The organism is Polaromonas sp. P4_F4 (assembly GCF_056401355.1).
Genome location: NZ_JBFUJO010000015.1, coordinates 97,620 through 119,600 on the forward strand (window position 1 = coordinate 97,620; position 21,981 = coordinate 119,600).

Below are 21,981 nucleotides of genomic sequence, written 5' to 3' on the forward strand. Positions count from 1 at the left end.
TAATTTAAGCGTGATCAAAGCTTTTTTAAGCTCCCAGATGAGGGAATTCCCAAGTTCATAATATCTTGATATATGATATATCTTGTGTCAATTGAGGAAATCAAATGAAATCTTTAGACGGTGTTTATCCTTCGGACTTACCGCTTACGCGCGTTGGCTCGGCCGATGCCCAACATCACCTGCACTCGCAATCCAACCTGCAATCTCACCGGACGCAGGGCCCCCTAGTGATGGTCCGTGGGGACGGCCCATATGTGATCGACGAACATGGCAATCGCTACCTGGAAGGTATGGCCGGCTTGTGGTGTGCTTCGCTGGGGTTTTCGAATGAAAGGCTTGTGGAAGCTGCAAGTCGGCAGATGAAAAAACTGCCCTACTATCACACCTTCAATCACCGCTCTAGCGACATTGCGTCATTGCTGGCGGCGAAGATCTCGTCCCTCAGTCCCATGTCGGACGCACGGGTGTTTTTCGCGACGTCAGGGTCTGAGGCTAACGACAGCATGGTCAAGATGGCTTGGAATTACCACATAGCCCGAGGAGAGCCGGCGCGCCGGAAGATTCTCGCTAGGGACCGTGGATTTCATGGCTCGACGGTGATGGGCGCCAGCCTCTCCGGTCTGACCAACATGCATCAGGCCTTCGGCTTGCCCATTGACGGCATCGTGCGTGTCGACTGCCCATACTTCTACCGGAACGCACGTGATGGCGAGTCTGAGGCGGCCTATGTTCATCGCCTAGTTCAAAACCTAGAAGTGACAATTGCCGAACACGGTGCGCACGCTATTGCAGCCTTCATCGCGGAACCCATTATTGGTGCGGGCGGCGTGATAGTTCCGCCGGCTGGCTATTTTGAGCAGGTGCAACAGGTTTTGCGCCGACACGGCATCTTGATGCTGGCCGACGAGATCATCTGTGGTTTCGGTCGGACCGGAAACTGGTTTGGCTCACAGACTTTCGATATCGAGCCGGACATGATGGCTTGCGCCAAGGGGCTGTCTTCGGGTTACGCGCCCATCTCCTGTGTGGTCGTCAGTGCCCCTGTGTTCGAGGTGATGGAATGCCATAGCGGCAAGACCGGTGGCTTCGGGCACGGCTTCACATATTCTGGCCATCCGCTCAGTGCCGCAATCGCCCTTGAGGCGTTGGCCATCTATGAAGAGATGGACCTGCCCGTTCGCGCGAAGGAGTTGGGAGATGTGCTGCATCGCGAATTGCGCGCACTTACGAGCCATGGCCTAGTGGGCGAAGTCCGGGGCACAGGGTTTATCGCCGGCATCGAACTGGTGGCGGATAAGCGCACCGCGGAGCCATTCGACAGCCGTCTCGCGATCGGCGCACAGGTCGAGCGCGCCACGCGCTCGCACGGTCTAATAGTTCGCAGTATGGGCGACGTGATCGCTCTGAGTCCTCCCTACATCATGGACGAGTCGCAGATCGTCGGCATGGTCGCTACGCTGAAGCTGGCCCTCGACGATGTAGCCGATCGCCAGGCTAACTCGCTGGAGGTGCTGTCATGAGTCATGACAACCTGATTGAAATGATTGGCGTGCAAAAGAGCTATGACGGCACGCAACTGGTCATTCCCGATCTCAATCTGTCGATACGGCGAGGAGAGTTCCTGACCCTGCTGGGCGCCTCGGGTTCGGGCAAGACCACGACGTTGATGATGCTGGCTGGTTTCGAGAACCCGACCCGCGGCCAGATCTTGATGGACGGCCGCCCGATCCAGGATGTTCCGGCCCACCAGCGTGGCATCGGCATGGTGTTCCAGAATTACGCGCTGTTCCCGCACATGACGGTGGCGGAAAATCTCGGCTACCCACTGAAGATGCGTGGACTGTCCAAAACCGTGCTGAAAGACAAAGTTGAGCGGGCTATGGAGCTGGTGCAGCTCAGCAGCATGGCCAACCGCAAGCCGGCACAACTGTCGGGCGGTCAGCAACAACGTGTTGCGTTGGCTCGAGCGCTGGTGTTTGATCCGGAGCTGGTGCTGATGGATGAACCCCTAGGAGCGCTGGACAAGAACCTGCGGGAACACATGCAGTTCGAAATCAAGCAGATCCACAGGAAACTCGGTGTGACCATCGTCTACGTCACGCACGATCAGAGTGAAGCGCTGACGATGTCCGATCGCGTGGCTGTCTTCCATGATGGCCGTATTGAGCAGCTGGCGCCGCCCGCTGTGATCTACGACGCACCTGCCACGTCCTACATCGCGACTTTTATCGGAGAAAACAACGGTCTTGACGGCGTGATAAAGGCCAGCAGCGGCGGTGCCACGTCGCTAGAGCTGGGCCAGGGCAGTGGCATCCGGATACCAATGCCGACGCATGGTCTGGCTCCAGGCCAGCATGCCAGGGCCCTGGTGCGCCCGGAAAGCGTCTCTCTGTCCAGGGGATTAACCGTCAGCGTTGAGGCCACCATTGCGGACATGGCCTATCTTGGTGACCATACCCGGCTGGTCGCCATGCTGAAAAACGGCAATACCATGGTCGCCAAGTTGACAAGCGGCGAGCTGCCCGTCGATACCAGTGTGGGCGCGCCTGTTACTTTGGGATGGGAGCCGCACGATATGTTGGTGTTCGCTCACAATGCCTCAAGGTTTTAATGTCAAAATTCGAAGGTAGCGCAACGAGGAACCTGTGAAACCCCCCAATAAGCCCATCGACAAGACGAATCTCGCCTCGCGGGTCTATTCCGAGATTCGTGAATCCCTGATTGCTGGCCGTTATATGCCGAGCGACCGGCTTCGTATCAACGAGACGGCCCAGATGTTCGGGACCAGCGACACCCCGGTGCGCGAGGCCTTGCTGAGGTTAGTCAGCGAGCATGCCTTGGAGATGGAAACGGCTAAGCAAATCGCGGTGCCTCCTCTGGGGCTGGCGCGCTATATTGAAATCCGTACCGTTCGATTGGCGCTCGAGTCAGCGGCCGTCGAGGTGGCCGCGAGCAACATCGGTGCGCGCGATATTGCCGAGCTGGTGCGCATCAACAAGAAATTCACTCAGGCCGAGTCCAGCCACAACGCGGAGCAGCAATTGCGCTACAACCGCGAGTTCCACTTTGGCGTCTACGTGCACTGCCGCTTGCCGACCTTGCTGGCGATGATCGAGAATATGTGGACGTCGATGGGCCCCATCCTTCGCGCCTTCTACGAGAAGTCCGGCGGGACCTATGACCAGGGCCACGGTCAGCACGACTTGCTGCTGGCTGCACTGGAAAAGCATGATCCCGCCGCCGCCGTCAAGGCCATACGCGCAGACCTAATGTCGGCAGCGCCCAGTATCGAGCGCTTCCTGAAGGAATATCAGGCCAGCCAGGAAGAACAAGCCGCTGCCTGAATCGGCGGCTGTATCAACGGCCGTCGTCCAGCCACGCGGATAGGAAGGCCACCAGCGTCGAGCCCACCACGCCAGGGTTGTAGCCGCCTTCCTGCACCAAGACTGACGGCAGATTTAACTGCCGGACCTGCCGGCCGATGGCCGAAAATCCAGCATCACTCAGCAGTAGGCCCTGTGCCGGATCGTATTCGTGAGCATCGAGCCCGAGCGACACCACCAGTGCGTCAGGTGCGTAGGCAACGATGCAGTCCAGAGCGACTTCTAGCTGGTTCAGGTAATGTAAGTCCGTGGTTCCCGCAGCCAGCGGTACGTTCAGGGTATAGCCTTCTCCGGCGCCTTCGCCCGTCTCGTTAGCGTAGCCACTGAAAAAGGGGTGGTAGTCTTCTGGGTGGCGGTGCAGCGATGCAAAAAAGATGTCTGGCCTTCGCCAAAAGATGTCCTGGGTGCCATTGCCGTGGTGAACGTCGAGGTCGATCACCGCAATGCGAGCAAAGCGCGTGCGCAGATGTTCTGCAGCGATAGCCGCATTGTTCAGGTAAGTGCCGCCACCAGCCATGTCGGCATAGGCGTGGTGCCCTGGCGGGCGACACATCGCATAGCTGCAGGTCGCGCCGTTTATTACGGCATCGGCGGCCGCAACCGCGAGGTTGGATGCCGCCAGCGCTGCTTCCCAGGTATTCAGCCCTATGGGCGCGAGTTGGTCGTGAAAGTGATAGGCAGCGCGGCCGACGATAGATGAAGGATAGCTACTCTGATGAGGCCGGCGCATAGCGAAGACGTTGGCATGCACCTCTGGCGATGTGCCCGGGGTCCGGGACCATTGCTGATGTGCATGCGTCAAGAAGTCAAGGTAGCGACTCTCGTGCACGCGCCGGACCGGCTCCAGGCCGAACGTGGCTGGCTCGCGCACCGCCACACCCAATGTCGCCACTGCATCCAGCATTCGGTCGATGCGGACGGGGTCGTCGCGCGATGGACGCCAGCCGCCCAGTGCGCCTAGCAGGCCGGGTCGGTGCAGCGCGTGCAACGGAGTGTGGAACACCTCGATGGGCTGCACCGGTTGGACCATGTCCTTCAGTTGGACACCCACTTGGCAAAGCGCTGTTGCAATTCGTCCAAGTGGTCGGCCCAGAAAGCGGTGTTCTGCAGCAGCGGCGCATCGGTGTTCTGTGGCGCGTTGGGCAAGCGGTCGAGCACTGACTTGGAAAGTGCGCTCTGCGCCTTGGGATTGACCGGGCCGTAGGAGATGGTCTCGGCGAAGAGCTTTTGCTGCGGCGCCGAGGTCATGAAGTTGATTAACGCGACGGCTTTGGCTTTGTTCGGCGTGCCTTTGACTACTACCCAATAGGTCGGGCCATAGATCTGGTTCTTCCACACCATCGCCAGCGACTTACCTTCCTTGTTCGCAGCATCGACCCTGCCGTTATAGGCGGACGACATCGCCACGGCGCCGGACGTAAGCCATTCGACCGGCTGCGCACCAGACTCCCACCACTGGACGTCCTTCTTCAACTGATCCAGCTTGGCGAATGCGCGATCTTGGCCGGCTTTAGTCGCCAGCACCTTGTAAACGTCAGATGCCGGTACGCCGTCGGCCATCAGCGCGATCTCCAGGGTTTGCTTGGCCTGTTTGCGCAGCGCCCGCTTGCCAGGCCATTTCTTTGTATCCCAGAAGTCCGCCCACGACTTTGGCCCGTTTGCGACGCGCTTGGTGTCGTAGCTCATGACCTTAGCCCACAGCATTGTGGGCACGCCACAGGGGCTAAGCGACTCTTTGGGTAGATCGAGCGTGGAGGGCGCAACCGCACGCCAGTCAACTTTCTCGAGAAGGCCGGATTCGCAGCCCACCACAACGTCTTCTTCGTCCATCTGTACCAAATCCCAGATCACGTTGTTGGCTTCGACCATGGCCTTAACTTTTGTCAGACCCACGACGTTTGTGTCCTCTACCAGTTTCTCGGATTTGGCGGCCGCATAGGGCTGCCAGTAGGCTTTTCGAAAAGCCTCCTGGAGCGATCCACCGACGCTGACGACGGTTAGGTCGCGTGCGCTAGCGGCAGTAGAGAGTAGGGTCAGTGCGGCGATGGCGAGAAGGCGAATGCGAAACGAGGAAGGCATGGAAAACTCCTTGAGATTAGCTAAGATCAGGGTGGAGAAGCAGACGCGAGTAGAACGGTTAGTCGAATTGGGTCGGCAGCGTTCAAGGTTTGAGCTTGCTGGTCAGTCCATCCAGGAAGTGAACGAGGTTGGTGCCTATGTGGTCGCAGTCGTAACCGCCTTCCTGCACCATGACGCAAGGGAACCCGAGATGACCCAGTCGCTCGCCGATGCGGCGGAACCCTTCGGTCGTGACGCGCAGGCCCTTGAACGGGTCGTTCTCGTGCGCATCCAGGCCGAGCGAGATCACCAGCGCGTCCGGCTGGAAGGAGTGCAGCCGGCGGCAGGCGTGTTCCAGCGCCACCAGGTAGGCGTCGTCGCCGGTGTTGGCTGGCAGCGGTAGATTGAGGTTGTAGCCCAGACCGGCGCCTGAGCCGCGCTCCTGCGCATAGCCGCAGAAGTAGGGGTGGTAGTTAAGTGGGTCGCGGTGAATTGAGACGAAATAGACATCGTCGCGCTCATAGAAGATGCCCTGCGTGCCATTGCCGTGATGGACGTCGATGTCGATCACCGCCACGCGTCGTCCGTGACGCCTGAGGGTCTGCGCCGCGATGGCTGCGTTGTTGAGGTAACAGACACCGCCGCCCCGTTCGCGGTAGGCGTGGTGCCCTGGCGGGCGGCAGATTGCATAGGCCGCCGGCGCGCCGGCGATCACACGCACGGCGGCATCAACGGCCAAGTTGGCCGATGCCAGGGCCGCCGCATAGGTGCCGGGGCCGATGGGCGAGGCCAGGTCCTGCATGTGGTACCCGGCCTGGCCGACCACGCGCTCTGGGTAACCGTGGTGAAGGCCGTGTACGGCGAAGACGTTGGGGACGATTTCGGCCGACGCTCCGGGGATATCGGACCAACGTTTGTGACCGTCTTCTAGGAAGCAGATGTAGTCCGGCGTATGCACGTCGGCCACCGGTGCCAGGCCATGCTCGGCCGCGGTGACTAGCTCGCAGCCGGCCGCAACTGCAGCGTCGCGCAGGAACTCTGCGCGGTCGATGCGCTCCTGCGCCGGCGTGAAATTACCGGCGACAAAAAAGAAACTTGGTTCATGCTGGCGGTGCAGCGGCGTGTATAGAACGGGAAGCATTTGTTGTCTTTCGAGAGGGAGAGGGGGTGTTACCTGTTTGGCTCAGGGGGTACCACGGGCGGCGTGCGGTAGCCCGCCGTCTCGCCGCCATCAACCGTCATGACGGCGCCGTTTACAAAGCTGGCTGCGTCCGACAGCAGCCAGCAGATGAGCGCCGCCACCTCGCCGGGTTCACCGAGTCGACCTGCGGGGATGCGCCGTGTCAGGGCCGACAGCCGCGGGCCGTCCTCGATCACGCGAGCCATCATTCGCGTCGCGATCTGGCCAGGACAGACCACGTTGAAGCGGACGTGGTCGCCGAACTCCAATGCCAGCGCCTGCGTCATCGCGATAACCGCACCTTTGGATGCGCAGTACGCGGCAAGCCCCTCCTCGCCGACCTTGCCAGCGATAGATGCGACGTTGACGACGGCACCGCGCGAGGCGATTAGTGCTGGCAGGGCCGTGCGGGTGAACTGAAACACAGACCGGGTATTCACCGCCATTACTCGGTCCCACTCTTCTACGCTAGTTTCGAGGAAGGCCGTGCGCGACGATGTGCCGGCGTTGTTCACGAGACCGGTGATACGCCCGTGGCCGAGGGCGAGCGCGCGGTCGCAGGCCGCCTGGACCGCGTCCGGATCAGCCCCGTCCGCCATAGCGAAGGTCGCGCCAGGGGTTGTGTCTTGAAGCGCTTTTCCAGCGGCAGCATCCCGTCCGGTGAAGAGAACGGGCGATCCGCCCGCTGCCAGTTGCTTGACCACTGCCGCGCCGATGCCGTGGGTACCACCAGTGACGATGATCATATGTTTTCCTTTTCCATTTCGTACGGCACCGGCGTATTGCGTGGGTCGCTGCCGGTGCGGTGCCAGTAGCTGCGCTGCAGCTGCTCCGTCATAGGCCCGATCCGACCGTCACCGACGTGTCTACCGTCCAACTGCGTGACAGGCATGATGCCGCCGGCCGTACTGGTAATGAAGATCTCATCAGCGTCTTTCAACTGCGCGCGTGGCATAGCCGTCAACTGGCATGGAATGCCGAACTGTCGCGCCATGTCGATCACCGTGCGACGAGTCATTCCTTCGAACACGTTGCGCTCGGGCGTGGTAAGCGCGCCGCCTTTCACCGAAAACACGTTAAAGCCTGCGCCTTCCGTGACGTTGCCTGCGCTGTCGGACAGCACGGCTACAAGCGCACCCTGGTCGTAGGCATCGAAAATGCCCATCGTCAAATCCAGCCAATGGAAATTCTTGATGCGTGTGTCCAGTGCTTCGGGTGCGATGCGTTGCACGTCGCTGATGACCATCGAGACGCCGCGCTGCTGCTGTTGTTGTGTTGCGATCCAGACGAAGGGTTGCGAGAACGCGTAGAAGCGGTTGGTGCATTCGCGGGGGTCGCGCGAGCCGCGCGGCGGAACACCTCGGGTGCAGGTCATCTGCACATAGGCATCGCGCAGGCCACTCTTGGAAACGCATTGCTCCAGAATGTGCCGTATTGCCGCATGGTTCAAGGGCAAGGACATCCGCAGCTGCTCCATCGACCAGAAAAAACGCTCGATGTGATCGTCCAGCCGGAAGAAATTGCCTTTCCACACATGAGCTACGTCATAGGTGGCATCGGAGCGCAGGAAGCCACGGTCCGTAATCGGGATGCGTGCGTCGCGCAGGGGGATGTAATGGTCGTCGATGTATGCGACGCCTTCGGAGTAGTCTGAAATCATGCAGAGGCCTTGTCGGTTGGAACGGTATGCGGTGCGCGTTGGCTGAGCCATGCGGACAGTGTCAGAGCGATCGTCGCGACGACCATGAGAAAGGTCGACATGGCGATGATGGATGGGTCAATGGTGTCGCGTATTCCATCGAACATTTGGCGCGGGAGGGTACGCTGGCCAGGACCGCCAATAAAGATTGCCACCACCACTTCATCGAACGAGGTAATGAAGGCGAACAGGGCGCCCGACACAATGCCTGACAGAATGAGTGGCACAACAACGGTGAAAAAGGCGCGCAGGGGAGATGCCCCCAAGCTGTAGGCCGCGCGCAGAAGCGTCATGTCGAACTGCTGCAGCGTGGCGGTGACAGTGATGACGACAAAGGGCGTGGCCAAGATGGCGTGAGCCAGCACCAGGCCGGTCAGACTCGCGGTGAGGCCAAGTCTCGAGAACAGAAAGTACATACCCAGACCGGTGATGACCGAAGGCACGATCATCGGTGCCATCAGAAAGCCAAGCAGTGTGCGTTTCGCCGGCAGATTGCGCCGTGCAAAGGCAAACGCGGCCAACGTGCCTAGCGTTGTGGCTATTAAGGTAGATAACACACCTACTATTAGGCTGTTGCGCAGTGAGTCTGTCCACGGGCCGGATGAGAACACCCGCTCATACCACTGCATCGACAGACCGGGCAGTGGGTACGAGAGGAAGGAGCCCGCACTGAAGGAGATCGGAATCATGGCAAGCAGCGGCAGTAGCAAAAACGCCACCATAACTGCGCCGAAAATAAAGTGTGCTGTAGTGGCCAGCCGTGCGATTGTTTGGTGCGTCATGCTCTGTCCTTACTTAATACCAGCGAGTTGTTTCACGCCGAGAGTGGAAGCAGCAATCAGGTAGACCGCCATGATGCAGCTCAGCAGTACTAGGCCCAGAGCCGATGCCATGCCCCAGTTGACCGTATTGTTGGCATAAAAGGCGACGAAATAGCCCAGCATCTGTTCGCGCGCACTGCCCACTAGCGAGGGTGTGATGTAGTAGCCCGCTGCCACGATGAAAGTCAGCAACCCGCCGGCGGCGACGCCCGGAAGACTGAGGGGCAGGTATACGCTGAAAAAACCACGAACCGGGTGAGCCCCCAGCGAGGCCGAGGCGCGCATAAGGTGCGGCGGAATTCCCTTGAGGCTGTTGTAGATCGGCAGGACCGTGAAGGGCAAAAGAATGTGGACCATCACGATGTAGAGGCCCGTACTGTTGAAGATCAGCGTCAACGGCTGATCGACAATGCCGACCGCGCTGAGCAGGCTGTTGATTAGGCCATTTTCTTGCAGCACAACGATCCAAGCAGTGGTGCGTGCCAACAAGGACGTCCAGAACGGCAGCATGATCGCCAGCGTGATGACATAGGCGACCGACCGCGAGGCTTTGGTCAGCAGCGACGCCAACGGATAGCCCAATAGCAGGCAGGTCAGCGTCACGCCGGCGGCAATGCCCAGCGTACGACGAAGGATGTCCAGGTAGATCCGTTGATCCGGCTCTGCTCGGACGATGTCGCCGCTGTCGGCTTGTTTCAAGTCGAGCGCGGCCAGCAGGTAATGACCAGTCAACGGGGTCGATGCTCGCTTCAGCGCGGCCCAGTAGCTCACGTCACCCCAACGTTCGTCCGCGTCTATCAGCCAATCTTTGGCGTCCTCTGGAGGAGGTGGCGATTCACCGAGCGTTCGGGCCGTTTTCATCACCAGAGTGCGGTAGCCGCCGATTTCATAGTTAAGTCGTCGTGCCAACTCGCCGACCACCCTTGTTCCTTGGCCTTCCGCCAGATCGACGGTCAGTGCCGCGAAGGCATCGGGGCCGGGTAGTTGCTGCCGGTCTCCCCGCCAGGTCGCTAATGCTGCCACCGTGCGCGGCAGCGCCTGGCCTACTTCAGGGTTATCCACGGCGCGGTAAATCATCATGGCCAAGGGAAGGATGAAGAATACCGTTCCGTACAACAACACGGGAGCCATCAGTAACAGCGAGATCACCCTTTGCCGGCGGTCAGCGCGATGGGTGGCCTCCTTGAGTGAATGCGCCGGTCGCTGAGGCTCGTTGGTGGGCACGGCTGTCGCCAGCGGCGACGTTTGCAGGGAGGGGATCGCGGACATCAACGCGTACCTGCGAAACAGCGGGACGGCCAGACTCCTGCGCTGCGTGCGCCGTGAAACATGCGCTTCAACATTGTTCGACTGAACGGGATCAGCAGAAGGGCAGGTTGGGTGCCTGCTTGGTGGTGCGCGTCGTGGGTGATCGACATAAGAACTCCATAAATGTTTGGAACCACAAGACAAGCTCTGTTTAAGTGGTGTAGGATATATCCTATATTACATTTTGGCTGACTACAAGTTTTTTTACGCATGAAGGATAGAAATGTTGAAACCCATCGCTCGCTACATCAGGCCAACACGTCGCCGGATCTCGCTGAGGGAGTTGCCATGCTCCAATTGAAAGACTCGACACTTCTTCGCGATCGGGCCTACGTTGCCGGTCAGTGGGTGGGATCTCGCAGCGGTCAGACCCTGGAGGTGGTCAATCCTGCCAGCGGTGCGGTGATTGGCAGCGTCCCGCTGTGCGGCGCAGAGGAAACGCGCCAGGCGATTGCCGCCGCGGAAGTCGCGCAGCGTGCGTGGGCTGCGGTGCCGTCGAAAGACCGCGCGTTGATCCTGCGAGAGCTGTCCGGCCTGATGCTCGCTAACGCAGAGGATCTCGCGCTCATCATGACCCGCGAGCAAGGAAAGCCTTTGGCTGAGAGCCGAGGCGAGATCGCTTACTCAGCCTCGTTCATCGAATGGTTTGCGGACGAGGCGCGGCGGGTGTACGGGGACACGATTCCATCGACCCAAGGCGACCGCCGCATCCTCGCAATCCGGCAGCCGATTGGTGTGACGGCGGCTATCACCCCTTGGAATTTTCCTATGGCCATGCTCGCGCGCAAAGCGGGCCCGGCGCTGGCGGCCGGCTGCGCGATGGTGGTCAAGCCTGCATCGCAAACGCCGTATTCGGCGCTGGCCTTCGCCGTGCTGGCCGAACGGGCAGGCGTGCCGCCTGGTTTGTTATCCGTAGTGACGGGTTCTGCCAGCCAGATTGGCAGTGAGATGACTTCCAGCCCGATCGTGCGCAAGCTGACTTTCACCGGATCGACAGACATCGGCCGGCTGCTGATGCGCCAGTCTGCCGACACCATTAAGAAGCTGTCTCTGGAACTCGGCGGCAATGCGCCCTTTATCGTGTTCGACGATGCCGACATCGACGCGGCCGTGGAGGGCGCTATGGTTTCCAAATACCGCAATACCGGGCAGACCTGCGTGTGCGCCAACCGCCTGTATGTGCAACGCGGCGTGCTGGAATCTTTCACAAAAAAACTGGTGGCACGGGTTCACGCGTTGCATGTGGGCGATGGGACGCACGACGGCGTGACGCAAGGTCCCCTCATAGACGACAAGGCTGTGGCGAAGATCGAGGAGCACATCGCCGACGCCGTAGCGAAGGGTGGCAAGGTGTTGACCGGCGGCAAACGTCACGCGCTAGGCGGCCTGTTCTTCGAGCCGACGGTGATCGGCCAAGCGTCGAGCGAGATGCTGGTCGCACGCGAGGAGACCTTCGGGCCGCTGGCCCCCATTTTTGCCTTTGACACGGAGGAGGAGGCGATCGCCAGCGCCAACGACACCGAGTTCGGCTTGGCCGCTTACTTCTATAGCCGTGACATCGGACGTGTGATGCGTGTGGCCGAACGGCTGGAAGCCGGCATGGTAGGCGTTAACACGGGGCTGATCTCGACTGCCGAAGCACCGTTCGGCGGCATCAAGCAGTCGGGACTGGGGCGCGAGGGCTCGAAATACGGCCTCGATGACTATCTGGAACTCAAGTACATCTGCCTGGCTGGCTTGTAGTGCACTGTCCCACAAAAGGCGCTGGCTTCTTCGAAATTAGAATATATGATATATTATTGAAAGAGAAAAATGACATCGAACCACAACCAATCATCGACAGGCTTTACGCCCACTTCCGCCCAGGTGGCTTTGCTGCGTGAGAAGGCGCGTTTCGTGCGGCTGGAGACCATCCGACTTATCGAGATCGCCAAAGTTGGGCATTACAGCTCGGTGTTTTCAGCCGCCGAGATCTTTGCTGCGCTGTATTACGACGTGATGCGCATCCGTGCGAATGAACCGCAATGGCCTGATCGCGACCGGTTCCTCATGGGCAAGGGTCACGCCGCGGTGGGCCTGTATCCCGTGCTGGCGGAGTACGGCTATATCGACAGGGAAACGCTGGACGGCTACACGCGCCTGGGCAATCCCTTGGGTGACCACCCCGATATGCGCAAAGTCGCCGGCATCGACTTCAGCTCTGGTTCAATCGGCCATGCGCTTTCCGCCGGTGCGGGCATGACTTACGGCGGACGCATCGCTGGACGCGACTTTCATACCTTCGTGATGCTCGGCGACGGCGAGATGCAGGAAGGGCAGGTATGGGAGGCCGCGATGTTCGCAGCTCATTACAACTTGAATCGCCTTGTGGCCATCGTGGACCGTAACGGCTTCCAGCTCGATGGGCGCGTCGATGACGTCATGGGCGTGGAAAGCCTGGTCGACAAATGGCGCGCGTTCGGCTGGGAAACTCACGAAGTCGATGGTCACGACCTGAGCGCCCTGACGGCGCTGCTGCGCCGGATCAAGGCCGACACCGACCGATCAAGGCCCGTCTGTGTCATTGCTAAGACGCTGAAGGGCAAAGGCGTCTCCTACATGGAAACCGAACCGGGCTGGCATCTGGGCTACCTCGCGCCCGAAGACGCCGCGTTGGCAGTGCAAGAAATTATGACGAACGAGATCTGACACATGACTTACCTTGTTTCCCCCGATAGCTGGCAATACCGCTCCCTCAATGCGATCACGCCAGGACTGAGCGCGCTATCCGACGCTCTCATCGAACTGGTCGAGGCCGGCCACCCGGTGGTGGCCGGATCTGCCGATCTGCAGTATTCGAACGGCCTGAGCAAGTTTGCTGAAACCTATCCCGAGCGCTACATCCAGTTTGGGATCTCCGAGCAGAACATGGTGTCGGCTGCGGCCGGTTTGGCGACGACCGGGCAGATGCCCTTCGTCGCTACTTTTGCGTCCTTCCTCGCGCTGCTCTGCTGTGAACAAATCCGCATGGACGTGGCCTACAGCGCGTTGCCGGTTCGGTTGATAGGGCATCACACGGGCATCTCGCTCGGCTTTTACGGCACTTCGCACCACGCGACCGAGGACATCGGCACCATGCGGTCAATTGCCAACCTGACCATCATCTCTCCAGCTGACGGCCCACAGCTCAAAGCCGCAATCAAAGCTTCGGTGGATTGGCCTGAACCGATCTATTTCCGTATCGGCCGCGGCCGGGATCCGGATATCTATTCGGATGACACACCATTCCAGATTGGCAAAGCGATTGAACACGGGGAAGGCCACGAACTGACGATCATCGCCTGCGGAATGCCGGTGAAGTCTGCTCTCGACGCGGCTGCGGCGCTCAACGCCGAAGGCCGGTCGGTTGGTGTGATCGATATGGCCACCATCAAGCCGTTGGACCGAGACGCGGTGCTTAGAGCTGCCGCACATTCTGCCGCATTGATGACGGTGGAAGAGCACAACATCATGGGCGGTCTAGGAGCGGCAGTCGCCGAGGTTCTAGCCGATGAAGGCTGCGGTGTGAAGCTATTTCGCCACGGCATTAACGACGAATACAGCCTGATTGCTCCACCGACTCATCTGTACCGTGAATATCAACTTGATGCGGTGGGTGTCGAAGCCGTCGCACGCCAAGCATTAGCCAGGCAAATCTGATGCGCGGTTGTTGAAGATATGCCCCGGCAATGATTCGTTGCGCAAGCTGGGCTCTTTGAACTCCTATCTCTGCAGCGCAGATGTTGTACTCCAGTGCACTGCTGTCGCCGCCTGACTAAGGAAAATACATGAAAGTCATTGTTCTGGGCGGTGGAGTCATTGGCACCAGCACAGCTTATTACCTGGCTCGTGCGGGCGCGCAGGTCACCGTGCTGGATCGTCAGCCGGGCCCGGCGCTTGAAACTAGTTTTGCGAATGCGGGTCAAGTGTCACCGGGCTATTCGACGCCGTGGGCGGCGCCGGGAATTCCGCTAAAGGCGATGAAGTGGATGTTCCAGAAGCACGCGCCGCTTGCGATCCGATTGGACGGCAGCTTGTTCCAACTGCGCTGGATGGCGCAGATGCTGCGCAACTGCGAGCCGGATCGGTATGCTGTCAACAAGGAGCGCATGATGCGCGTAGCCGAATACAGTCGCAGTTGTCTTCAGCAACTGCGCGCCGACACCGGCATCCAATACGAACAGCGAGTCGGCGGCACGCTGCAACTCTTCCGCACTCAGACTCAACTCGACGCAGTGCATCGAGACATCGCCGTGTTGCGAGACTGCGGCGTACCCTACGAGCTGCTGTCGCGCGACCAGCTCGCCGGTGTGGAGCCCAGCCTGGCCCAGGCGCGGGGCCGCCTGGCCGGTGGTCTGCGCCTTCCTAACGACGAGACCGGTGACTGCCACCGCTTCACCGCCGCGCTGGCACAGCTCGCGCAGGGTTTGGGAGTGGACTTTCGCTTCAACCAGTCAGTCGAGCGCCTGGTGATAGAGGGCGGACGGGTCGCAGGGGTGATCATTGGCGGTGCGACCGGTCAAATAGTTCACACGGCAGATCGTTATGTATTGGCCTTCGGCAGCTATTCGCGCAATGCGCTGGCTCCGCTGGACATCGATCTTCCGGTCTACCCGGTCAAGGGGTATTCGCTGACAGTTCCTCTGACTGACCCAGCATTCGCGCCGCAGTCTACAGTCCTGGACGAGACGTACAAGGTGGCCGTGACACGCTTTGACAATCGCATCCGCGTTGGCGGTATGGCCGAACTAGCCGGCTTTGACCTACGCCTTAATCCGCGCCGCCGCGCCACGTTGGAGTTAGTTGTCAAGGACCTTTTCCCCGGCGGCGACGTGGCGAACGCAACTTTCTGGTCAGGTCTCCGCCCAATGACGCCCGACAGCACGCCTATCGTTGGGTCCACAAGGTACGCCAATTTATTCTTGAACACTGGCCACGGTACGCTGGGATGGACTATGGCCTGCGGCTCGGGCAAACTTGTCTCGGATTTGGTTACTGGGCAGCGGCCTGACATCAGCACTGCTGGACTCGGTGTTGATCGCTATCTTCCTCGGAGGAAATTGCTTGAGCCAGTTTCGCCTTCAACTGCTGCGCTATGACGCGTCGTTTCTTCGGTATCCCGGGTGATAGCGTCACCAACTGTTCACGCCAGTAGCCAATTAGGTTGAAGTACCCTGCAGCGTTGGCCCCGCGACAACCGCCTACTTACGGTAATTGGGGGTTGTAGTAAGTTGGCAAACAGCTCTAGCTTAAGCCGCCTTCAGCTATCGAAAGAAGGAGAAAACCAAGGACTTATCCACACCGTGAGCCGCTCTGCTCGCAAAGAGGGTGGGTCAATACTCGATGGAAATTCCCGGTCAGGTTTGCGTGGAAATTTAACACTAGCCACGAACAATCAGGTGCCCGGGCACCATCTTGCGGATCTCCCGGCGAGCATGATCAATGAAGGGCTTGAGGATGAGTGTGGATGAATTGCGTTCCGAAATGACGAGAGAGTAATCATTGACGTGCTCAACCTCAAATGGAATGAACTTCAGCAAGCCCCCCGTGTAAAAACTTGCCGTCAGCGGATCAATGATGGAGACACCGGCGCCCGCTTCGACCAATTTAGTGATGACGGCAGAAATCGGGCTCTCGACGTTGATGCGGCGATTCACGCCGTACGACAGCATTAGTGAATCAATCCTAGTGCGCGCTTCCATTAAGGGCGGGTAGGAGATGAAACTCTCACCTTCGAAATCCTCCGGGCGTAAAACTTGGCGACTTGCAAGGCGGTGGTGGACCGGCACTACGCCGACAGACTTCGCTGACACCAAGATCTCGCTGTTGCCGTGCCGCGTTGTACGCATGGGCATGATGGCAAACCCCAAATCGCAGCGGTTACTCTGAACCATGTCGATTACGGTGGACGAACTGTGCATATGCAGGGACACTAGAGCATCGGGATGTTCGCGCGTAAAGCTGGCAATGGCGTGAGGCAGGAATGTAAGCGCCATGGATGGAGCTGCAGCGATTTCCAGATGCCCGAGCTTCAGCGCCTTGATATTGGATGCCGCGTTAGCAATTCGCTCGATTCCTACCAAAGACTGATGCACATCTGTAAACAGCAGCGCGGCCTCTGGAGTCGGTACCAGACGTCCCTTGGTGCGCGTAAAGAGAGGGATTGCGATGCGTTCCTCAAGATCGGCGATCAGGCGTGTCACTACAGGCTGTGTGACCTCGAGCATTTCCGCCGCCCCCGTGACAGACTTTCGCACCATGACGGCGCGAAACGCTTCGAGGTGGCGTAGTGTGATTCTTTGGTCCATCGTCGTATTACTTTCCGGCCACGTGGCCTATTCGTCACCGGCATGCGTCCTTTATCGTGTCAGCCGCGGACTCCAGATATTGCAGGAGATCTCTTGCGGGTGCACTCAGTCGGGTATCGCCCAACGCCATGGCCTGTACTTGGTACGGCAAGCTTGGACGTAGCGGTAAAGTGGCGCCGCCTCGTAAACGATGCAGATTCCCGGTAAATGGATCGACGACGGAGATTCCGAGCCCCCGCAGTACGAGTTCGCTGACTGAGAGTGACAGTCCTGCCTCTGCCATGATGTCGAGTTCTCCGCCGACCCCGTTCAACATGACCTCAAGCCGCTTTTGAAGTGGGCCCGTAAGCGCCACGAAGGGCCTACCAGTCAACTGCTGGAGCTCGACGTAGTCCCACTCGTCGGGCAGTCCACCAGCTGCAGCGATGCAGACGCAGTTGGCAGTGAACTCCGCGACGGTCTCCACCTCGCCGAGCGCTAGTCCGTGAGCGGCAAAACCGATGTCTGCCTGACGATTTCGGACACGGCCGGCCACTTCGATTGAGGAAGCGATGTCGAGGCTTACAACCACGTTCGGGTACTTCTGCCGAAGGAAATAGATCGCTTCAGGCATGATCGAATGACCGATAGCTGGTAACGCGCAGATCGACAGCCGTCCCATTCGTTGTTTTCGTAACTGCTCGGAAAAGCGGGCGATGTCTTCAAGCCCTAGGAAGGACTGTTGTACTTTCGTCATGAGCGCAAGGGCTTCTTCCGTCGGTTTCACTGTTCGACCGTGCTTGACGAAGAGCTGGTAACCCACGATTTTCTGAAGCTCTGCTATGACGCGACTCATCGACGGCTGCGACATGCCTAGAGCATCTGCTGCCGCACTAATCCCGCCGTTGATGATGGCCGCGCGGAACGCTTCGATCATCCGGTGGGTGGGTACTTCTGTTGGCATAACGACCTTGTTGATCAACTTAACCTATAGCCTGTGTGCATGATTCGCCAGACGCCGCGCGATGGTTTGTGTGTGCGTTTTTCCGGAAAATCCTCGATTCAATCCCATGGCAGTTTAGGAGATAGCATCCCCGTGTTACATATGTTCCTCAGTCGCTCGGACATGAATATAAGCTCCGCCAAGACGAACCATTCACCTTCCTCCCGTAATATGAATACGGTGCTCGTAGGCGGCAGAATTCATGAGCGCAGTATCGCCTTGAACTTGGCGAAGAGGGGCATCGACTGCGTGGCTCTTGAGAAAGACCACGTGGCTCGACACGCATCGGAGGTGAGCGGTGGAGGTGTGCGCACGCTCGGCGGCGATATACCTGCGGTTCCGCTGGCTCTCAGGCCGTTGAAGCCCGTCGCCCTTGGCGCGCTTGTAGCGATCGACACCGTGGATGCGGCCTCATGAGTACGAAGGCTATCGACACCCTTGTTGTCGGCGGTGGCTTGCACGGACTGTCGGCCGCGCTGCATCTGGCCCGTGCTGGCCGCCGCGTCGTGATTCTAGAACGGTCGTGGGTTGGCCGCCATGCCTCCGGCGCGACAGCGGCCGGGGTCCGCACACTCAACCGCCATCCGGCCGAGATTCCGATCTCGCTGGAGTCCATGGACATGTGGCACAACATCGAGTCGATCGTTGCCGGTGATTGTGGCTTTCATGCTCATGGTCAGATCAACGTTGCTGAATACCCGGATCATCTGCCTGCCCTGGAGACGCGTTTCGCGATGATGCGGGACGCCGGGTACCGGCATGAGGAACTGGTCGATCGGGCAGAGTTGCTGAGGCTCGTTCCTGCGATCTCGCCCCACTGCATGGCTGCGCTGATTGCCCGACGTGACGGCGCAGCCGATCCGCATCGGACCTTGCAGGCGTTCCGCCGCAGCGCGGAGGCCGCGGGCGTTACGATCCACGAAGGTCTCGGCGTCACGGCGATCGAGCGGGCAGGCTCCGACTGGCGAGTCCGTACCGACGCTCGGGATTTCGTGGTGCCGACCGTCGTCAATGCCGCCGGGGCCTGGGCGGGAAAGATCGCCGCCATGTTGGGCGACGAAATCCCACTCGGCCATAAGGCCTCGATGATGGTCGTGACGGAGCGCGTCGCGCCGCTCCTCAGGCCGGTCGTCAGCGTCGTTGGGCGGCCGCTCTCCCTGAAGCAGTCCGACCAGGGAACCCTGGTAATCGGGGGAGGGCTTCAGGGCAGCGCGGACATCGAAGCGCAGAAAAGCTTTGTCAACTTCACCGAACTCGCCAAAGGCGCGCGGGCGGCGACCGATCTCTTTCCCTCCATCGGGCCAGTGCGAATCGTGCGTGCCTGGACGGGTATGGAGGCGAAAACAGATGACTATCTGCCCGTCATCGGCGCCTCGCCGAACGCGAGCGGCGCCTATCACGCTTTCGGGTTCTCCGGCCACGGTTTCCAGCTCGTTCCGGTGGTTGGCGCCATCTTGGCCGACCTCATCGTCCGCGGTGGCACCAACAGATCGATAGAGGGATTCTCTGCGGATCGGCTCATGCAACAGCGAGCCGCCGCATGATGCACGCCCTTATGCCCGCAACCACGACCTGCTAACGCATTGGGATTCAATCAGCGGTATCGATTCACGCCGCACACGCCCAGATTGAGGTGGCTTTCAAGATTGAGGCCATCACTCGATGGCGGAACAGTGCTGGCTTGCAAACAATTTTGTTGACCGAGTCGGCCTGCTGCGGCCGGCCTTCGCTCGCTGCCACCATGAGTTCTCCGGCAGACAGCGGCAACCTATCGGCATTTTCCCTCGCTCTCGCTTGTGTCCATAACCACCGCGCCCATGCTGGCGCGTTTATTGACGCGGCCCTTGGTTACCGCTGCGATGGAATGGACCAGCAGTCCGCTGCGCTGGCGCCGGCGCGTCAGGCTCGGCCCCCGGAGGCCAGATCTGGAGATGTTCGAAGCCGTCGCCGGCACGCCGCGGGCCGGTTCTCGGTAAGGCCTATGGCGAAACGATCACGGTTGTCGGTTGGTTCCGCGCGAGCGGAGCCGGAGACGAGCTCGGAGTAGAAATGGTCCGCCCCGAGAACGCCGATGCACCTCCATGCCTGGGAGAAAGCAGTTGCGCTAAGTGAGTCCCAGCAGGCACGGTTATATACACATAGCAATCCTGGATGAATACAGGTTTTGTTGCACATTGTTCCCACATGGCAGCAGTTTTAGCATTAGCCGCAATGGATTCACAACAAGCACGATCGACGATCACGTGTGTCACCACAGACTGGGTGACCTCAAGCATTTCCGCTCGCCCGGTGACAGTCCTCCGCACCATCATGGCGTGAACGCTTCAAGATGGCGTAGCTTGATTACAAGCTCAATAGCATTAAGACATTGATGTATTTCAAAATGCTATTTTTATGAAGATTATGAAAATAAAAATATAACAAAATCAACGATCTATTTCGGATTGGCACATCTATTGCTGAATGACATTGCTGGTGGTTTTTACCATTCCAAAAAGCGCCACAGCTCAGTAACATGAATGACATTCAGACGCATAACCACACGAATTCCGTGTGATGTTCTTCCACCTTTTTCTAGGAGCAAAAGACGATGAAACTTCCTGTTCTCACCATTAAGACGACCGCGTTTGCCGCCCTCTTGGCGTTCAGTGGCATCTGTCCGCCTGCGTTCGCCCAAGCTAAGGACCGCCCTGTGCTTAGCATCAGTTCGGACGCAACAGATATCTCAACGCTCGACCCGCACCGCGCGACATCTTCGGACGACAAGGGCGTCGCGTCGCAAGTGTTCAACGGTCTGGTGCGCTTTCCGCCGGGCAGCGCCGACCCAAAAGAGCTTCAACCCGATCTCGCGGAAAAGTGGCAATCATCCCCCGACAAAAGGATTTGGACGTTCTATCTGCGCAAAGGCGTGCAGTTCCATGGTGGATATGGCGAGATGAAAGCCACTGACGTCGTGTATTCATTCATGCGTGCAGCTGACAAAGGTCGGTCCAGTTTTGCAGCGAACTTCGAAGTCATCGAAAAAGTTGAGGCGCGGGACGACTACACCGTGCGCTTCTTGCTGAAGTATCCGGATGCCGCGTTCCTCGGTCGCGTGTCGAATTATCACGCTGGCAACATCGTCAGCCAGGCGGCGGCCGAAAAACTCGGGGACAAATTTGGTCAGTCACCGATCGGCACCGGTCCATTCGCACTCAGCGAACACATTACGCAGCAATATGTGAAGTTGGTCGCTAACGACGCGTACTTCCGTGGCGCGCCAAAACTGGCCGCCATTACCTATCGCATGATTCCGTCGGACAGCGCGCGCGAGCTGGCGTTTACGTCCAAAGAAGTCGACATGATGACTGGTAAGCGGGAGCAACGCTGGGTGGACAGCGCGAGCAAACGCGGCATGAAGGTCGATGTTTTTGACCCTGCCGAGTTCCGTACGCTTCACATCAATCGCACCATTAAGCCCTTGGACAATCTGAAGGTGCGCCAGGCAATCGCTGCGGCGGTCAACGTGGACGAAATCCTGAGGTATGTCGGCAAAAGTGTGGGCGACAAAGGCTGCTCGATCATCCCCAACGGCTATCTAGGCGAAGATTGCAGCGCAGGGGGCTACACCTATGACGTTGCGCGCGCCAAGAAATTGTTGACCGAAGCCGGTTTTCCTAACGGAATTTCTATCAAGTCGGTGGTGTCGAACGTCTCTGCGCAGCAACCCATCATGCAAATTGTCCAGTCACAGCTGGCCAAAGCCGGCATCAAGCTGGAAATGGAGGTCGTGGACCATGCGACCTATCAAGCCAAAAGCCGGAAAGACCAAAGCGCATTGGTGTTTTATGGTGCGGCTCGTTTTCCTATCGCAGATGTCTGGCTCACGGAGTTCTACGACTCGGCCGCCTCCATTGGGGCGCCTAAGGCAATTTCCAACTTCTCGCATTGCTCCGTGGGTGATGACGCCATCCGGCAGGCGCGCATTGAGCCTGATGCGCAGAAGCAGCTGGCATTGTGGAAACAAGCGCAGCAAAAGATCCATGCGGATGTCTGCTCCGTGCCGCTCTTTGGCCTGAAGCAAGTGTGGGTGCATAGCGACCGCGTGAACTACGGCTATACGCTGAAAGGCGCCCTGAACCTACAGCCGCCCATCACCGAACTGACGACCGTTACGCGGAGCGCACCTTGAGTCTCAAAGTGGTCCATCCCTTGCCCTTTGGTCAATTACTTGGAGTCCAGAGC

General features: G+C 59.1%; 19 protein-coding genes. 10 read left to right on the top strand and 9 right to left on the bottom strand.

The genetic code is table 11. From position 1 onward, the window contains the following. Positions 1–104 precede the first annotated feature (104 nt). Genes AC1DUR_RS16390 through AC1DUR_RS16400 form a run of 3 tightly spaced genes read left to right on the top strand, consistent with a single transcriptional unit; the run spans position 105 to position 3,344 of the window. The gene (locus AC1DUR_RS16390) at positions 105–1,520 is read left to right on the top strand and encodes an aminotransferase (RefSeq protein ID WP_477719778.1); all 1,416 of its coding nucleotides are present in this window, start codon (positions 105–107) and stop codon (positions 1,518–1,520) included. Beyond that, complete coding sequence (locus AC1DUR_RS16395) at positions 1,517–2,611, top strand: ABC transporter ATP-binding protein (RefSeq protein ID WP_477719779.1); 1,095 nt, start codon at positions 1,517–1,519, stop codon at positions 2,609–2,611. Before AC1DUR_RS16390 ends, AC1DUR_RS16395 begins: the two co-directional genes overlap by 4 nt. A gap of 34 nt (positions 2,612–2,645) precedes the next feature. Beyond that, positions 2,646–3,344, top strand: coding sequence for a GntR family transcriptional regulator (locus AC1DUR_RS16400; protein WP_477719780.1), 699 nt, complete (start codon positions 2,646–2,648; stop codon positions 3,342–3,344). Positions 3,345–3,357: 13 nt separating this feature from the next. Here the strand turns inward: AC1DUR_RS16400 and AC1DUR_RS16405 are convergent, their stop codons facing one another. From AC1DUR_RS16405 to AC1DUR_RS16435, 7 genes are all read right to left on the bottom strand, one after another. Beyond that, positions 3,358–4,413, bottom strand: a complete 1,056-nt coding sequence (locus tag AC1DUR_RS16405) for a histone deacetylase family protein (RefSeq protein ID WP_477719781.1) — start codon at positions 4,411–4,413, stop codon at positions 3,358–3,360. A gap of 5 nt (positions 4,414–4,418) precedes the next feature. Beyond that, complete coding sequence (locus AC1DUR_RS16410; protein WP_477719782.1) at positions 4,419–5,462, bottom strand: ABC transporter substrate-binding protein; 1,044 nt, start codon at positions 5,460–5,462, stop codon at positions 4,419–4,421. 82 nt (positions 5,463–5,544) lie between these two features. After that, entirely contained in the window at positions 5,545–6,582 is a 1,038-nt protein-coding gene (locus AC1DUR_RS16415) for a histone deacetylase family protein (RefSeq protein WP_477719783.1), read from the bottom strand. A gap of 29 nt (positions 6,583–6,611) precedes the next feature. Further along, on the bottom strand, positions 6,612–7,367 hold the full coding sequence (locus AC1DUR_RS16420) for an SDR family NAD(P)-dependent oxidoreductase (RefSeq protein WP_477719784.1): 756 nt from the start codon (positions 7,365–7,367) through the stop codon (positions 6,612–6,614). Then, the gene (locus AC1DUR_RS16425; RefSeq protein WP_477719785.1) at positions 7,364–8,281 is read right to left on the bottom strand and encodes an aminotransferase class IV; all 918 of its coding nucleotides are present in this window, start codon (positions 8,279–8,281) and stop codon (positions 7,364–7,366) included. The genes AC1DUR_RS16420 and AC1DUR_RS16425 overlap by 4 nt, the downstream gene beginning before the upstream one ends. Next, positions 8,278–9,102 carry an ABC transporter permease gene (locus AC1DUR_RS16430; RefSeq protein WP_477719786.1) on the bottom strand — a complete coding sequence of 275 codons (825 nt, stop codon included), beginning with the start codon at positions 9,100–9,102 and terminating at the stop codon, positions 8,278–8,280. The genes AC1DUR_RS16425 and AC1DUR_RS16430 overlap by 4 nt, the downstream gene beginning before the upstream one ends. 9 nt (positions 9,103–9,111) lie before the next feature. Next, on the bottom strand, positions 9,112–10,410 hold the full coding sequence (locus AC1DUR_RS16435) for an ABC transporter permease (protein ID WP_477719787.1): 1,299 nt from the start codon (positions 10,408–10,410) through the stop codon (positions 9,112–9,114). Positions 10,411–10,737: 327 nt separating this feature from the next. On the opposite strand from AC1DUR_RS16435, the gene AC1DUR_RS16440 reads away from it, so the two are divergent. From AC1DUR_RS16440 to AC1DUR_RS16455, 4 genes are all read left to right on the top strand, one after another. Then, positions 10,738–12,192 (top strand): NAD-dependent succinate-semialdehyde dehydrogenase, encoded by a 1,455-nt coding sequence (locus AC1DUR_RS16440; protein WP_477719788.1) that lies wholly within the window; start codon positions 10,738–10,740, stop codon positions 12,190–12,192. Between the two features lie 69 nt (positions 12,193–12,261). Beyond that, positions 12,262–13,137, top strand: coding sequence for a transketolase (locus tag AC1DUR_RS16445; RefSeq protein WP_477719789.1), 876 nt, complete (start codon positions 12,262–12,264; stop codon positions 13,135–13,137). Between the two features lie 3 nt (positions 13,138–13,140). Continuing rightward, entirely contained in the window at positions 13,141–14,127 is a 987-nt protein-coding gene (locus tag AC1DUR_RS16450) for a transketolase family protein (protein WP_477719790.1), read from the top strand. A 128-nt stretch (positions 14,128–14,255) separates the two neighbouring features. Continuing rightward, complete coding sequence (locus AC1DUR_RS16455) at positions 14,256–15,566, top strand: D-amino acid dehydrogenase (RefSeq protein WP_477719791.1); 1,311 nt, start codon at positions 14,256–14,258, stop codon at positions 15,564–15,566. A 282-nt stretch (positions 15,567–15,848) separates the two neighbouring features. On the opposite strand, the gene AC1DUR_RS16460 is transcribed toward AC1DUR_RS16455, so the two are convergent. Together AC1DUR_RS16460 and AC1DUR_RS16465 are read right to left on the bottom strand one after the other, a co-directional pair. Continuing rightward, on the bottom strand, positions 15,849–16,775 hold the full coding sequence (locus AC1DUR_RS16460) for a LysR substrate-binding domain-containing protein (RefSeq protein ID WP_477719792.1): 927 nt from the start codon (positions 16,773–16,775) through the stop codon (positions 15,849–15,851). 34 nt (positions 16,776–16,809) lie between these two features. Beyond that, positions 16,810–17,736, bottom strand: a complete 927-nt coding sequence (locus AC1DUR_RS16465; RefSeq protein ID WP_477719793.1) for a LysR family transcriptional regulator — start codon at positions 17,734–17,736, stop codon at positions 16,810–16,812. Between the two features lie 21 nt (positions 17,737–17,757). Between AC1DUR_RS16465 and AC1DUR_RS16470 the strand changes: the two genes are divergently transcribed. The 3 genes from AC1DUR_RS16470 (at position 17,758) to AC1DUR_RS16480 (ending at position 21,928) form a co-directional block, all read left to right on the top strand. Then, a complete protein-coding gene (locus AC1DUR_RS16470; RefSeq protein ID WP_477719794.1) occupies positions 17,758–18,174 on the top strand; it encodes a hypothetical protein in 417 nt (138 codons plus the stop codon). Continuing rightward, complete coding sequence (locus AC1DUR_RS16475; RefSeq protein ID WP_477719795.1) at positions 18,171–19,301, top strand: NAD(P)/FAD-dependent oxidoreductase; 1,131 nt, start codon at positions 18,171–18,173, stop codon at positions 19,299–19,301. Before AC1DUR_RS16470 ends, AC1DUR_RS16475 begins: the two co-directional genes overlap by 4 nt. A 1,046-nt stretch (positions 19,302–20,347) precedes the next feature. Beyond that, positions 20,348–21,928 carry an ABC transporter substrate-binding protein gene (locus AC1DUR_RS16480; protein WP_477719796.1) on the top strand — a complete coding sequence of 527 codons (1,581 nt, stop codon included), beginning with the start codon at positions 20,348–20,350 and terminating at the stop codon, positions 21,926–21,928. Positions 21,929–21,981: the final 53 nt, after the last annotated feature.